General features: G+C 54.5%; 9 protein-coding genes. 5 read left to right on the top strand and 4 right to left on the bottom strand.

Features of this window, described 5'->3' with window-relative positions:
* Positions 1 to 220: 220 nt before the first annotated feature.
* Positions 221 to 2,143 carry a histidinol-phosphatase gene (locus F0P93_RS26880; protein ID WP_150880855.1) on the top strand — a complete coding sequence of 641 codons (1,923 nt, stop codon included), beginning with the start codon at positions 221 to 223 and terminating at the stop codon, positions 2,141 to 2,143.
* A 58-nt stretch (positions 2,144 to 2,201) separates the two neighbouring features.
* Positions 2,202 to 3,611 carry a cellulase family glycosylhydrolase gene (locus F0P93_RS26885; protein WP_150880857.1) on the top strand — a complete coding sequence of 470 codons (1,410 nt, stop codon included), beginning with the start codon at positions 2,202 to 2,204 and terminating at the stop codon, positions 3,609 to 3,611.
* Here F0P93_RS26885 and F0P93_RS26890 read toward each other — a convergent pair.
* The gene (locus tag F0P93_RS26890) at positions 3,608 to 4,735 is read right to left on the bottom strand and encodes a hypothetical protein (protein ID WP_150880859.1); all 1,128 of its coding nucleotides are present in this window, start codon (positions 4,733 to 4,735) and stop codon (positions 3,608 to 3,610) included. The two genes, F0P93_RS26885 and F0P93_RS26890, sit on opposite strands and share 4 nt — an antisense overlap.
* Positions 4,736 to 5,088: 353 nt before the next feature.
* On the opposite strand from F0P93_RS26890, the gene F0P93_RS26895 reads away from it, so the two are divergent.
* The 3 genes from F0P93_RS26895 to F0P93_RS26905 are packed head-to-tail and all read left to right on the top strand — an operon-like array spanning position 5,089 to position 9,571.
* Positions 5,089 to 6,537 (top strand): class I SAM-dependent DNA methyltransferase, encoded by a 1,449-nt coding sequence (locus F0P93_RS26895; protein ID WP_150880861.1) that lies wholly within the window; start codon positions 5,089 to 5,091, stop codon positions 6,535 to 6,537.
* A complete protein-coding gene (locus F0P93_RS26900) occupies positions 6,534 to 8,087 on the top strand; it encodes a restriction endonuclease subunit S (protein ID WP_150880863.1) in 1,554 nt (517 codons plus the stop codon). The genes F0P93_RS26895 and F0P93_RS26900 overlap by 4 nt, the downstream gene beginning before the upstream one ends.
* Positions 8,084 to 9,571, top strand: a complete 1,488-nt coding sequence (locus tag F0P93_RS26905) for a restriction system-associated AAA family ATPase (RefSeq protein WP_150880865.1) — start codon at positions 8,084 to 8,086, stop codon at positions 9,569 to 9,571. Before F0P93_RS26900 ends, F0P93_RS26905 begins: the two co-directional genes overlap by 4 nt.
* A 74-nt stretch (positions 9,572 to 9,645) precedes the next feature.
* On the opposite strand, the gene F0P93_RS26910 is transcribed toward F0P93_RS26905, so the two are convergent.
* The 3 genes from F0P93_RS26910 to F0P93_RS26920 form a co-directional block, all read right to left on the bottom strand.
* Positions 9,646 to 10,779 (bottom strand): hypothetical protein, encoded by a 1,134-nt coding sequence (locus F0P93_RS26910; RefSeq protein WP_150880867.1) that lies wholly within the window; start codon positions 10,777 to 10,779, stop codon positions 9,646 to 9,648.
* A 339-nt stretch (positions 10,780 to 11,118) separates the two neighbouring features.
* Positions 11,119 to 13,053, bottom strand: coding sequence for a glycoside hydrolase family 2 protein (locus F0P93_RS26915; RefSeq protein ID WP_225309662.1), 1,935 nt, complete (start codon positions 13,051 to 13,053; stop codon positions 11,119 to 11,121).
* A gap of 79 nt (positions 13,054 to 13,132) precedes the next feature.
* Entirely contained in the window at positions 13,133 to 14,617 is a 1,485-nt protein-coding gene (locus F0P93_RS26920; protein ID WP_150880869.1) for a glycoside hydrolase family protein, read from the bottom strand.
* Positions 14,618 to 14,690 lie beyond the last annotated feature (73 nt).

Below are 14,690 nucleotides of genomic sequence, written 5' to 3' on the forward strand. Positions count from 1 at the left end.
TGAAAAACATGCTTCCCGGCATGTTTTTTTTTGTTTTATGCCTTCCCATTTTACTTCGAAATTCGGTGTTCGGTGTTCACTATTCGATATTCATTTCAACTTAATATCGAATAGTGAATAACGAACACCGAATTTCGAAGTTAGTACCGAATAACGAAGTGGAAGAGGTTAGAAAACGCCCTCAAATCCCTTTCCCGGTTGCATCCTCATTTATGCTCCCATGCGACCGGTTTTCCTCTTTCTTTTCCTTCTGTTGTTCATTCCGCTTGCCCAGGCCCAGCACTGGTATAAAGGCAACCTCCACACGCACTCGCTCTGGAGCGACGGCGACGATTATCCCGAAATGATCATGGACTGGTACAAGGCCAACGGCTACCAGTTCATCGGTTTGTCGGATCACAACACCTTTCAGGAAGGCGAAAAATGGATCAAAGTGCCGCGCGCTCCCGACCGTCGGCGCACCTTCGAACGGTATTTGCGCACCTTCGGCCCCGATTGGGTGAAATACCAGACCGGCCCGAATGATTCCCTGAAAGTGCGGCTGAAGAACCTCAGCGAATACCGCAGCTATTTCGAAGAACCGGAGAAATTCCTGATTCTCAAGAGCGAAGAAGTTTCGACGGGTTACCAGGGCAAGCCCATTCACATCAACATGACCAACCTCCAGAACCTGCTGAAACCGCTGCCGGGCAACAGCGTAGCCGAGGTCATGCAGAACAACATCGACGCGGTGGTAGCGCAACGGCGGCAAACAGGCCAGCCCATGTTTCCCCACATCAACCACCCCAATTTTCATTACGCCATTACGGCCAACGACCTGATGCAACTCCGGCACGAGCGGTTTTTCGAGGTCTTCAACGGCCACCCGCAGGTGCACAACTACGGCGACAGCACCCGCGAAGGCACCGAGGCCATGTGGGACAAAATCAACCTGACATTTCTGCGCCAGGGTCGACCGCTGATGCTCGGCCTTGCCACCGACGACAGTCATAATTATAATTTCTTCGGACCCACCTACAGCAATTCGGGGCGGGGTTGGGTGATGGTGAACGCGCCCGAGCTAAAACCCAACACGATTGTGGAAGCTCTGGAAGCAGGCCGGTTTTACGCGACCACGGGGGTTACCTTCGAAAGTCTGACGCAAACCGCTACGACGGTGGCCTTCAAGATCAAAACCGAACCGGATGTCACCTACCGAATTCAGTTCATCGGGATTCGGAAAGGGCAGGAAAAGGCGGAAATTCTCCGTGAGTTGACCGGTACGGAAGCCAGCTACACGTTAACCGATGAGTTGTTGGTGCGGGCCAAAGTCATTTCGACCAAACCTAAATTCAATCCGTTTGAACCGGGTGATGTCGAAACTGCCTGGACGCAGCCGATGGCTCCGTTGCAGACTCCGCAGCCGCTCGCCAGCGTGGTGCCACTGCCCAACGCCCACGCCCACAATGATTATGAGCAATCGCGCCCGCTTTGGGATGCGCTGGATCACGGTTTTACGAGTGTAGAAGCTGATGTGTATGCGCACCAGGACACGCTGTATGTCGCCCACAACCGCCCGGCTTTCTGGAACACGGATAAGTCACTCGAAAATCTGTACCTGCGCCCGCTGGCCGAGCGAATTCGCCAAAACGGCGGGAAAGTGTATGCCAACTACAGCGGCCCGGTTTACCTGATGATCGACTTCAAAACCGGAGCCGACAGCACCTACCGGGCTTTGGAGAAGGTGTTGCAACGCTATCGGTCGATTCTGACCACCTGCAAGGGAAACCGCTGCCAGCCGGGTGCTGTCACGGTTTTTATTTCCGGAAACCGCCCCATCGAAACCGTAAAAAGAGCCAAAGAGCGTTTGGTAGGCATCGACGGACGGGCCGCCGATCTGGGCAAGGGATTCAGCCGCGACCTGATGCCGGTGGTGAGCGATGCCTATGGCAACCAGCTTCAATGGCGCGGACAAGGGCCGATGCCGGACGAGCAGTTTCAAAAACTCCGGCAACTGGTTCAGCGGGTTCACGCCGAGGGGAAGAAACTGCGGCTCTGGGCCTGTCCCGAAGATCCGGCGGTGTGGGCCAAACTCCGCGAAGCCGGTGCCGATTTTCTGAGCACCGATCAACTGGAACTGGCACGGGATTTTTTGTTGAAATAGACCTGAGAGCAAAGACAAGAGAGTATAGATAGCCCTTTATCCATTCGACTCCTGAACCATGAGAAACCGGTTTCTAGCGACCCTTGCCTTAACTAGCCTAACGGGCTGGCTTTCAGCGCAACCCATCCGTTTGCACCCCGACAATCCGCATTATTTCAGCTACCAGGGCAAACCCACGGTGTTGATTACGTCGGGCGAACATTACGGAGCGGTTCTGAACCTGGATTTTGATTTCATTACGTACCTCAACACGCTTCAAAAAGACGGTTTGAACCTGACCCGCACCTTCACCGGAGCCTACCGCGAAGCCCCCGGCGACTTCGGGATCGAACACAACACGATGGCACCGGAAACGGGGCGGTTTGTTTGTCCGTGGCCCCGCAGCGAACAGGCTGGCTACGCGTTGGGTGGCAACAAGTTTGACCTTTCGCGTTGGGATGAGGCTTATTTCAACCGGTTGAAGGACTTTGTGGGAGCCGCTGAAAAACGCGGCATTATTGTCGAACTGGCGCTCTTCTGTCCGTTTTACGAAGAAAAAATGTGGGTCATCAGTCCGATGAATGCCGCTAACAACGTCAATTCGGTTGGAACGGTCGGGCGGAACGACGTCTACACGCTCGACAAAAACGGGGGTTTGCTGGCCATTCAGGAAGCCATGGTGCGGAAAATCGTGACCGAGTTGAACGGTTTCAGCAATGTGCTGTTTGAAATCTGCAACGAACCGTATTTTGGCGGGGTACAACTAAACTGGCAGCACCACATCGCCGACCTCATTGTGGAAACCGAGACCAGTTTACCCAACAAACACCTCATTACGCAGAACATCGCCAATGGTTCGGCCAAAATCGAAAAGCCGCATCCGGCCGTGTCGGTTTTTAACTTTCACTACGCAACGCCACCCAAAGCGGTCCCGCTCAATTACGGGCTGAACAAAGTCCTGGGCGACAACGAAACCGGTTTTAAAGGCACTGCCGACTCCACCTACCGCAAGGAAGGCTGGGAGTTTTTGCTGGCCGGGGGCGGTCTCTACAACAACCTCGATTATTCGTTCACGTCCGTTCAACCCAACGGAACCTACACGCCGGGGCCGAAATCGCCCGGTGGGGGCAGTCCGGCGTTTCGGAAGCAACTGGGTGTTCTGAAAGACTTTATGCAAGGGCTGGATTTCGTTCGGATGAAACCGGATACGGTTTTGCCGGGCGGTTCGTTGCCGTCGCGGGTGCGGGTTCACGCCCTCAGCGAAACCGGGAAACAGTATGCCCTGTACGTCTACAACGGCAATCATCCGAAACAGCCCGAGTCGATGGACCTGACGCTGAATCTACCCGCCGGTCGCTACACGGTCACCTACGTTGAGCCGGAAACCGGCCGGAAGCAGAAGAAAACACTTCGGCATTCCGGCGGTTTGGCAACGCTTAAAACTCCGGCTTTCGGGGCCGATCTGGCTCTGGCCGTAAAGACCCGTTAATTCAGCAGAATTTTTTTGGCATACTTAAACTGATTCGTGCGCATCTGGACGATTTTCAGGACCGGCGTGGCCAGCCCCGAGGGCGTTACGTGGAGCACATACCGGGTGGCACTGACCTTTTCAATTGTTCCCAGATTCGGAATTCCCTGCAAATCCACCACCGTAAACGCGGGGTCCGGTGCATTGGTTTTCACTTCGATCCGGCCCCGTTCCAGCGCCAGTACCTCAAAATAGAAGCCGTCGGCATCGTACGTCAGCCCCAGGATTTTCGATAATGCAAACCGGCCGTCGCGGTCGACCTGCCGCAAGCGGTAATAATTCGTTCCCTTTTGCGGAGCTTCATCCGTAAAACCGTATACCTGCATCGATTCGGAGAACCCTTTGGAAACGACTCGCCCAATGGCTTCAAAGGATTGAGCGTCGGTGCTGCGTTCCACGACAAAATAAGCACTGTTGGATTCAAAAGTAGTTTGCCAGCCCAGCAGCATCTGGTGCTCGACCCGCTTGCCGCTGAACGACGCCAGCCGCACGGGCATGGCCGCAGCATCGTCCCAATTGAAATTGGAAATGAAAATAAACTGTCGTTTCGGGTCGACCCAATCCGGTCCGGCACAGTATTGAATGGTCACTTCGGTCACCGGACTGCTAAACGTAATCGAGTTGACCGCATTGTTAACGTTACTGTTGATTCCCGTGATGGTATTGCCGCTGACGGTATTGGTTGCCGCCGATCCGATAACCGGATTAACCGGCGTTCCTCCGTTGCTGCCCGAAACCGTCACCTCGTCCTGATACTGGCTGTCGCCATCGATCCGGTCGATATCGAGTAGGTTGAAATTCAGGTTACTGACGGGCTGCGAAAAGGTAATTTTGACGGAAATACAATTGCCATTCGTGGGAAAGTTGGCATTTAGCTCCAGCCCGTTGGCGCTCGGGCGGGGATAATCGAGGTAAAAGGAACTCGTCAGGCCGGTTATATCGACCGTGGCATTGACCGGAATATTCCCGATGTTGGTATAGGTATTCGTTAACTCCCCATCCGGATAGGTATTCCAATTGAGGTCCTGGGCCCAACCCACCGATACTGATAGCCAAAAAATGGCTAATCGTACAAATTGTCTCATGATGCTTAATGTTTATTTGTGTGTACATGCGAATTAACAATTATTCAGGTTAAACACAAGCAAAAGTCAAATACCGTAGGAGAAAAAGACAAAAAGGCGTCAGAGAATGTACCAGAGGGATTCATCTTGTAAACAACAAAGAGAGGTTTGGCCCGACTCAGTAGCTCCAGCGAATCATAACCACAGTTACCCCATGTAACTTTTTTCGGAAAATGAGGGTACAGAATACCGCGTTCCGCTTTGTTTTTCGCAGGCATCCTCTTTAGATTGGGCCATTGATCCATTTTAACCCCTGCGGTTTCGCAGCCTAACCGGCTTTTTAGTTCCGGCCCCACAAACCGGAAAACGACTCTATGAAACCTATTTCCAACGACATCATCGCCCGGCTCTGGAATCTCTGTAATGTGCTGAAAGACGATGGCGTGACGTATCACCAATACGTTACTGAGCTGACCTACCTGCTCTTTTTCAAGATGGCGAAGGAAACCGGTACAGAAGGGCAGATTCCGAAGGGCCACCGCTGGGACAACCTGATTGCCAAACCAAAACCGGAACGACTTGAAGCCTATAAAATTACCCTGATTCACCTGGGCGCACACGGGGAGCAGATTGTGAAGGAAATCTTCAGCAATGCCAGCTCGGTCATCAAAAAACCAGCGACTCTCTCCGCGCTGGTAGATGGAATCGATAAACTAGCCTGGTACAATGCCGGCCGGGAAGATCTGGGGGACATTTACGAAGGACTGCTGGAAAAGAGCGCGAACGAAAAGAAGTCGGGAGCTGGTCAGTATTTCACCACCCGCTCGCTGATCGACAGCCTGGTGACGGTGATGAAACCCACGCTGGACGATCTGATTCAGGATCCGGCGGCCGGAACGGGCGGTTTCCTGATCGCAGCCAATCATTACATTCGTGAACACCAGAATCCGGAAAACTGGAACAAAAACCAGCTTGAAAAATACCGCACCCGGACTTTTTTTGGCATGGAACATGTGCAGGATACGCATCGACTGGCACTCATGAATCTATTTCTCCACGGTATTGATTTCAACCCCGATGCGGGTGGTGTTCATTACGGCGATACGCTGTCGCCCGACGGTCAGAAGCTGCCGGGGGCCACGTTGATTCTCTCCAATCCGCCTTTTGGCAACAAAAAAGGCGGGGGATTGCCCGAGCGCACCGATCTCCCCTACCCGACCAGCAACAAGCAGTTCTGTTTTTTACAGCACATTTACCGGGGCCTCAAACCGGGTGGCCGGGCTGCCGTCGTATTGCCCGACAACGCGCTTTTCGAAGGCAACATCGGAAAACAGATTCGGGCCGATTTAATGGATAAATGCAATCTCCACACCATTTTGCGTCTGCCGACGGGCATTTTTTATGCCCAGGGCGTAAAAACCTGCGTGATTTTCTTCACAAGAGGCCACACCGATCAGGGTAATACGAAAGAAGTCTGGGTGTATGATTTGCGGGCGAACATGCCGCAATACGGAAAACGCACGCTCCTGACCCGGAACCACTTTTCCGAATTTGAAGCCGCCTTTGGCGACGATCCGCTGGGGCGTCCGGAGGCTCTGTCCCGGCGACGGGACGATACCGGCATCACCAACCGCTTCCGCCGGTTTAGCCGCGAGTGGATCGCGCAGCACAACGACAACCTGGATATTTCGTGGCTCAAGGACGAAAGTGAAGAACTGCCGGAACCGGGCGTGCTGGCGTTGGAAGTGATGGAAGAACTGGAGGGGGCGCTGGAAGAATTGCGGGAAATCATGGAGGAGTTGGGAGAGGAGGTGGAGGTATGAGCGACGTACCACAGGGCTGGACCAGGGTCGATCTGGGCGCAATCAACGAATTCGCGTCGCTGGTGATCAACCCGGCCAGTCAACCCGATGTCATTTTTGAACTCTACAGCGTACCGGCCTTTCCAACCCGTCAGCCTGAACGGCTCCCCGGCGCGGCCATTGGTTCCGTCAAACAACTGGTAGAGCCCGACGACATTCTGATCTGCAAGATCAACCCCCGGATCAACCGCGTCTGGCGGGTGATGCCGAAAGGCGAGTTCCGGCAAATTGCATCGTCCGAATGGATTGTGGTGCGGTTACCGGTTTTATCGCCTGATTTTTTACGGTATTATTTCAGCACGCCGGTTTTCCGCGAACTGATTTGCCGGGGGGTCACGGGCGTTGGGGGGTCGCTCACCCGGGCGCAACCCAAGCGAGTAGCCACCTTGCCGGTTTTGATTGCCCCGCTCCGGGAGCAGCACCGGATTGTGAACAAAATCGGGGCTACTCTCGCCCGAATCGAAGCCTGCCGCGACCGTCTGGACCGCGTGCTGGGCCTGCTGAAAAACCTGCGCCAGTCGATTCTATCGGCGGCTATTTCCGGAAAACTCACAGAGAAATGGCGCGGAAAAGACCTTTCGGACTGGACACTGGAGCGGGCAGACGCGGTTTGCGCGAAAGTTCAAAACGGCGGTACCCCCGCAGAAGGTTTCCTCGACCACCCCAATATTCCGTTTTTAAAGGTTTATAATATTGTCAATCAGTCGATTGACTTCACTTCCAGACCGCAGTTCATTTCGACGGCATCGCACGACAAGGCCCTGAAAAGGTCGCAAACCGTGCCGGGGGATGTGCTGATGAACATCGTGGGGCCACCGCTGGGGAAGGTTGCCATCGTGCCCGATACCTATCCCGAATGGAACATCAACCAGGCCCTGACGCTCTTCCGGCCTGGCCCGCGAATCACAAGCGGCTGGCTGTATTACCTGCTTTGCAAAGGTGATAACCTGGCGTCCATCCTGCACGAGACGCGCGGGTCGGCGGGGCAGATCAACATTTCGCTTTCCCAATGCCGCCATTTCAGGTTTCCGGTGCCGCCCGTTGCCGAGCAGCACGAAATTGTCCGCCGGGTAGACGCCCTGTTTGCGTATGCCGATGCCCTGGAAGCCCGCTGCGTGGCGGCCCGGGCAAAAATTGAGCGGTTGCCGGCCGCCACCCTGGATAGCGCCTTTCGCGGACACTTGGTCCCGCAAGATCCGGAAGATGAACCCACTGGCTTGCTTCTCCAGCGCATGCAGGCCGACAAAACCGCCCGATTCCAGACGACGCCCTTGCCCAAACGTACCCGAAAACCCAGAATGACCCCACTCTCACCCGAAACCGTGCTGGAATCCATTCGCTTCCTGCCGGATGGACCGTTTACGTTCGACGAACTGCGCCGTCAGCTCGCCGTTGAATACGATGCCTTGAAAGAAGCGGTTTTTACGCTTCTCTCCGAAAAACAACCGGCACTGAAACAGGTCTTTGACCCCGAAAAACAGGCCATGACCCTGATCCGGATAAACCCATGAAGCTTTTACGCATTCACATCATTTCAGCCGATACGTGTGGCGGACTGCTCGATGGACTCGACCTTTCGTTGCGCTCTCAAATGGATGAGCAAACAACTTTCACTCCCCTGTGTCTGCTGGGTGCCAACGGAACCGGCAAGTCGCAGTTGCTCCAGGTGCTGGCCGAAATGTTTCAGTCGGCCTTTCATGCCGTGGTGTGTCAGGAAGAACGCATTGAAGGAAACCCCGGTTTGCAGTTCGAAGTCGACTACCTGATCCGCCCCCACGGCAGCCCGGCAACGGTTCACGTCCGGATTTCGCGCCGGGCGCAAACCAAACGCCGTCCGGTGGTGACGATTCGGAAGCTAGTGGACGGAGCCTGGATAAACTGCGAACTGACCGCGCCCGAAACGAAGGAATTGCTACCCGGCAAGGTGGTTGGGTATTCGTCCGGGGATAACGAGACGCTGAGTTTGCCTTTCCTGCTCAGCCGGAGTGGGTATGCGGAGGAAGTACGCGAGAGCGCGATCGACCGTGCCACCCCGCCAACCGGTATTCAGGATACACGCCTGATGCTGATCGACTACGGAACGCACCTGGAAGTGCTGGTTGCCAATCTGCTGCTGGGCAGTGATGAACAGCGTTCCGCCCTGCTGAAACACGCCCACCTGGACGACCTCCATTCCTTTCGATGCAGCATTCAACTGGCCCACGGAGCAGCTCCCCGTGCACCGGCCCGCGCGGGCAAGCAGTCGAAACGAAAAGGCATTCAGCTCACGGATGAACTCGAAGAATACCTGACCCGACTGCAACGCTGTGCCACCTGCTACCAGTACGATGACAAAACCGAAACCTACACCTTTGATTTTCTGGTCGATACCGAAACCAAAACCGCCTTTCGGTTTTTCTGGAAAACCGCCTTCGACCTGTATTCGGCATTTCACAAGCTCGCCATGCTGAATGATCTCGTGATTCCCAAACACGCCCGCGAACGGTTTAGCAAGGAAACCAAAGCGCGTCGGTTTGCCTCGCGGTTGCCGGAGCCGCAGGATGAAGACAAGGTTTTCCGTTTTGAACGGGTGAACTTCCACGCCCGGAATCATACCGCTATTGTCGATTATGTGTCTCTTTCCGACGGCGAACATCAACTGGCCCAGCTTCTGGGCACCTTCAGCATGATTTCGTTTTCGAATGTCCTCTTCTTGCTGGACGAACCCGAATCGCACTTTAATCCGGTCTGGCGAATGAACCTGATGGATCGGCTGCGGGAATTGCCGACGTCGGACGGAAAGCGCAGCGATCACGCGGAAACCATCCGGCAGGACTGCCTCATCACCACCCATTCGCCCTACCTTCCCGCCGATCTCCCCAAAGAAAAGGTCTTCATTTTCAGCCGGGCGCCCCTCACCCGGAAAGTAGAAGTGAACCTCCCGGATCAGGAAACCTACGGAGCCACGTTCGACGCGATTCTCCGGTCGTGTTTCGGCGTTCACACCAGCCCTTGAGCAATACGCATAAAAACACCCTGTCAGCAAAACCGGCAGGGTGTCTGGTATACACAAATAAACATTAATTCAAGTTATTCATTCAGCAGCACGCGTTTGGCGTAGCCGAACTGGTTCGTTCGCATCTGGACGATTTTCAGGGCCGGTGTAACCAGACCCGAGGGCGTTACCTGCAAAACATACCGCGTTGCGCCCACTTTTTCAACCGAACCCAGGTTGCCAATGCCCCGTATATCCACCACCGCAAACGCGGGGTCCGGCGCATTGGTTTTCACTTCGATCCGGCCCCGTTCCAGCGCCAGTACCTCAAAATAGAAGCCGTCGGCATCGTACGTCAGCCCCAGGATTTTCGATAATGCAAACCGGCCGTCGCGGTCGACCTGCCGCAAGCGGTAATAATTCGTTCCCTTTTGCGGAGCTTCATCCGTAAAACCGTATACCTGCATCGATTCGGAGAACCCTTTGGAAACGACTCGCCCAATGGCTTCAAAGGATTGAGCGTCGGTGCTGCGTTCCACGACAAAATAAGCACTGTTGGATTCGAAGGTGGTTTGCCAGCCCAGCAGCATCTGGTGCTCGACCCGCTTGCCACTGAACGACGCCAGCCGCACCGGCATGGCCGCAGCATCGTCCCAGGTAAAGTCGCCAATGTAAATTTCCTGCGATTCGGGAAGAGCAAAAGCCGGTCCGGCGCAGTACTGAATGGTTACTTCGGTGACCGGGCTGCTGAACGTGACCAGATTCTGGGCTAAAGCAACGTCACTGTTCGTTCCCGTGACGGTATTGCCGCTGACCGTGTTGGTAGCCGCCGACCCAATACTCGGACTAACCGGTGTTCCCCCGTTGCTACCCGAAACCGTTACAACGTCCTGATAGTCACTATCCCCATCTGCGTAATCAATATCGATCAGATTGAAATTCAGGTTACTGACGGGCTGCGAAAACGTAATTTTCACCGAAACACAATTGCCGCTGGCGGGAAAATCAGCCGCAAGCCGCAGGCCCGTCGGACGGCCGTTGGGTTCATTCGCATTGAGCGACGACGTACTGCCGGTCGTCTCAACTCCCACACTGACCGGAGCATTGCCAACCGTCGGATAGGTATGATTGAGCGAGCCATCCGGAAAGGTATTCCAATCCAAATCCTGCGCCGATCCCACCAGGCTGAACAGGATGAAAGAAAACAGAAGTAGAAATCGTGTCTTCATCGAAATAGTTGTTTGTAGTTACAAGCAAGTAATCGTTTTTTATTTATATACGCAAGGAAACGACAAAATTTTGACCGAAAACGGATGGAAAGCGTTCCGAAACAAGAATTTACGGACTGATAATCAGATTGTACCGGTTACGAAGCTGGTGGTTTCGATCAAAATGGGCACGCAATCCAGCCCATTTTGGAAGTTACTAAGACGATACGTCTGCGCAGCAACAGAAACAGGCCTGTAACGGGCGGCATCCAGTGGATGCTGCCCGTTGCAGGCCTGTTTCTGTTGACTCAAAATCCGACGAACCCGTATCTATCTTTTGACCGGTTTAGAAAACCGCTTTCATTTGAACAGGGGCGCGTGAATTTCCCGCAGTGTTTCTATCGGAATCTTGATGATTTCCCGGTCGTAGGTTAGCAACCCGTTGACCTCGCCTTCCACATCCGTCGTCTGGGTATACACCGCTGCGGAAACGCCATTTTTCTGGTACATTTCCACCATTTTGGCGTATTTGGTGCGATACGCCTTCAAAACCGCATCCTTATCCTGATACGTCTGATACCCCCAGTTCCGTTTGTTGGGGTCCCACAAATGCCCGGTGATCGGCCAGCCGATGCCTCCAAACTCACCAACGACAATGACGCGGTCTTTTTTGGGCTCCGGAATATTCGGCACTTCTTCATACGTATGAATGTCGAAAAAATCGCCCGCGCCCAGGTCCGACCAGCCGCTGGCGGCATTCACCAACCGACTGGGATCGAGTGCCTTCACCCAATCCGCCAGCCGAACGTTGTCGTACTGCCCCCAGCCTTCGTTGTGTACCACCCAGGTCACAATGCTGGGGTGATTGTGCAGCCGGTTCATCATCCGGCGCAGTTCCAGTTCAAACTGCTCCTTGCCTTTCGACCGGCGCAACGGTTCGACGACCTCCTGGCGGCCCATGTCCTGGCCGCTCAAAAAACCGGACGGCATGTCCTGCCAGACCAGCAAACCCAGGCGGTCGCAGTGGTAATAATACCGGTCGGGTTCCACCTTGATGTGTTTCCGCAGCATGTTGAACCCGGACTTTTTCAGAAAATCCAGCTCAAAAATCATCGCTTCATCCGACGGGGGCGTCAGCAAACTCCCCGGCCACCAGCCCTGATCGAGCGGGCCGTTCTGGAATACCGGTTTGTTATTCAGCAACATCATGGGCTGCCCGGCGATTTTTCCCGGCCCCATTGACATTTTCCGCATCGCAAAATAACTCGTTATGGCATCGACGGCGTTGCCCGTTACCTCGGCTTTGGCATAAGCCGACCGTTCGGCGTCGTTGTGGCGCGGGCGGTTGCGGTTTTCGGTTCCGGGAAAGGGGTCTTTCACCGTCACCAGTTCCGCCTTGAAATTGTAGAGAAACGGACTGTCGGGCGACCAGACCTTGGGGTTTTTGATGGGCAAATAGGCCACCCGTCCCGACCGAACCAAGAGGCTCGCAACGGTTTGGGTTCCGTCCAGCGCCGTCAGCCGGATGGCGCTCGTTGGGCTGGTGATGGGGCGGTTTAACAGCACTTCCACGCGCAACCGGCTGGAATCCAGTTCCGGCGTAAGCCGAACTTCTTCAATGTAAGCGGGGTTGGGAACCGGTTCGAGCCAGACCGTTTGCCAGATGCCTGACACCGGGGTATACCAGATGCCATTGGGATTAAAAACCTGCTTGCCACGCGGTTGTTCGCCGTCGGTGGTGGGGTCCGTCACGCCCAGAACCAGTTGATTCTGACCCGATTTCAGAAAATCCGTAATATCGAACTCAAACGCATCCGAGCCGCCGACGTGTGATCCAACCAATCCGCCGTTGACCCACAGATTGCATTCATAATCCACCGCGCCGAAGTGCAGCAACACCCGCTGCCCGTTCCAGTCGGTGGGGATCGTCACATTCCGGCGATACCACAGCCGCTGGTCGGATTTCAGTGATTTCGTAACCTTTGAAAGCGTCGATTCCACGCAGAAGGGCACCAGAATTTGCCCGTCGAAATTGGAAGGTTGACTTTCAGTTTTGGGCCGGATGGCGTATTCCCACATTCCGTTCAGGTTCTGCCAGTTGGCCCGTGTCAGTTGCGGTCGGGGGTAGTCGCGCCAGGCGTTTTCGGGCGTCACCTGCTTTTCCCAGCGACTCAGAATGGCCGCCGTGGCCGGACCGGTGGCGTTGGTTTGCGCCCGAACGGACGGAAGGAGAAGCGTTGCGAAGAATAGACAATACGTGACACGGTCGAACGTGTGTCGAATCAGGTGTTTCATGGGATTCAGGAAGTTGATCTGCAAAGATAGAATACTTTCCGTTGCTCAGACATTCGCCGGACAAGCAATGCCCGCCGGGTCAACGGATGGCGAAGGAATACAGATCAGCATCCCGAACGTTGAATTTCAACCGAATTTTCCGATCGCCCAGTTCTTTGACGGTTTTGCCGTTTTTCCAGCTTACCAGGCCATCGATTTGATCGCCGACCAACAATTCCGACTCTTCAAAACCGGCAATGGCCTTGCCATTATCATCCAAAACCGCCACTTTCACGTAACCCACCGACGAAGTTGCGTAATTAGCGACCAGGTTATTTCCCTGAAGAACAAGCGGTTTCGTCACGACGCTTCCTTCTGTATAACCGCCATGCAGGGAAGCAAAACCGTCCGTACGCAGGGTCATGCGCTCCAGAAAAACCGCCTTGGTGCCGTAGGCCCGGGTGACGAAAAATGACATTTCGGCTGGACCGGTTGCAATGACGCCCATCGCCGGAATGTTACTCCGCGCTCCCCAGTTTTTCTGCTCGGAACCCGGCCGGACAAACGACTCCATGAATTTCCGGTTGTAAACTGTTCCGCCCCTGGAAGTCATAAAAACGCCATCGGCAACGCCCTTCCACTGGGTTTTGTCAGTCCCGTTTTCGATCAACTGTGCATCCGAAAGCACTTTTAACTGGGGTGAAAAGCGGAAAGGCATGGAAATCAGAAGCTGGGGTGCTCTGAAATAGGGTTGTGTGGTGTTGGTGTACAGATGTTCCCGTGCGGTGTCGCCGAAGGTCATCATTTCCGGTTTTGACCAATGGATGAAATCGCGGGACGTGGACCGGGCAATGGACCGAATGCCGCCAATGGGATACAGTTCACCCGGTTTTCCACCCGTCCAGGCGCGGAGGTAGATAGCGTAAACTTTTTCCTCAGGCACCCACGTCAGTACATTCTGGGAGTCCAGTGCATAATCATGGAACAAAGCCGCGGTATCCCTGGCGTAGCGTTTCCAGTGAATGCCATCCGGCGAAACATACCGGAACAGCCCGCTGGACGGAATTTTGGTGTTCGACTCTCCGCCAACAGCTTTGTACCGTTCGTCGGCCGGAACACCGGGCCGGTTGTCGTAAAGCACCGCCAGATTATGCGTACTCCGCTGAGGATTGTCGCCCAGCGCCACGTTGTTCTCCAGCGTGCCGTTCACCTTGAAAAGCTTCAGTTTCGGTTTCATCCAGTGAATACCGTCCTGACTTTCAGCGTAACACGTAACCTGCTGATCACCTTTGCCTTCATAGCCGGCCAGCCCCCGGTAATATAGCTGAAAGCGGTCACCGGCGTTCACAACGGACACGTACGTACAAAACTGTCCTTCCCAGGGTTCGGTAAATTGCAGCACTTTTCCGGCCGAAACCGGAGTTCCCAGACGCAGTTCCAGGTTGGTGCGTGTGTCGATCAGGTAATCGTCGACAAACAGCTCCCGCTGGTTTCGGAGAATAATGGGTTGGTTTTGGGCAAATCCAACGAAAGACGCACAAAATGAACCGATAAGAATCACGGTTCGAACACTGAAAAAGGTCATGGTAACGGGTCGGGTTAGTGGCAGATGCCTTCGGGCAATCAAAAATCTCCTCAACTGCCCGAAGGTACCAAAA

Origin of the sequence: Larkinella humicola, from assembly GCF_008727875.1 — a bacterium.
Classification (GTDB): Bacteria; Bacteroidota; Bacteroidia; order Cytophagales; family Spirosomataceae; genus Larkinella; species Larkinella humicola.

Coding starts and splice junctions, on each gene's coding strand:
- F0P93_RS26880 (WP_150880855.1), top strand. CDS start 221: ATGCGACCGGTTTTCCTCTTTCTTTTCCTTCTGTTGTTCATTCCGCTT.
- F0P93_RS26885 (WP_150880857.1), top strand. CDS start 2,202: ATGAGAAACCGGTTTCTAGCGACCCTTGCCTTAACTAGCCTAACGGGC.
- F0P93_RS26890 (WP_150880859.1), bottom strand. CDS start 4,735: ATGAGACAATTTGTACGATTAGCCATTTTTTGGCTATCAGTATCGGTG.
- F0P93_RS26895 (WP_150880861.1), top strand. CDS start 5,089: ATGAAACCTATTTCCAACGACATCATCGCCCGGCTCTGGAATCTCTGT.
- F0P93_RS26900 (WP_150880863.1), top strand. CDS start 6,534: ATGAGCGACGTACCACAGGGCTGGACCAGGGTCGATCTGGGCGCAATC.
- F0P93_RS26905 (WP_150880865.1), top strand. CDS start 8,084: ATGAAGCTTTTACGCATTCACATCATTTCAGCCGATACGTGTGGCGGA.
- F0P93_RS26910 (WP_150880867.1), bottom strand. CDS start 10,779: ATGAAGACACGATTTCTACTTCTGTTTTCTTTCATCCTGTTCAGCCTG.
- F0P93_RS26915 (WP_225309662.1), bottom strand. CDS start 13,053: ATGAAACACCTGATTCGACACACGTTCGACCGTGTCACGTATTGTCTA.
- F0P93_RS26920 (WP_150880869.1), bottom strand. CDS start 14,617: ATGACCTTTTTCAGTGTTCGAACCGTGATTCTTATCGGTTCATTTTGT.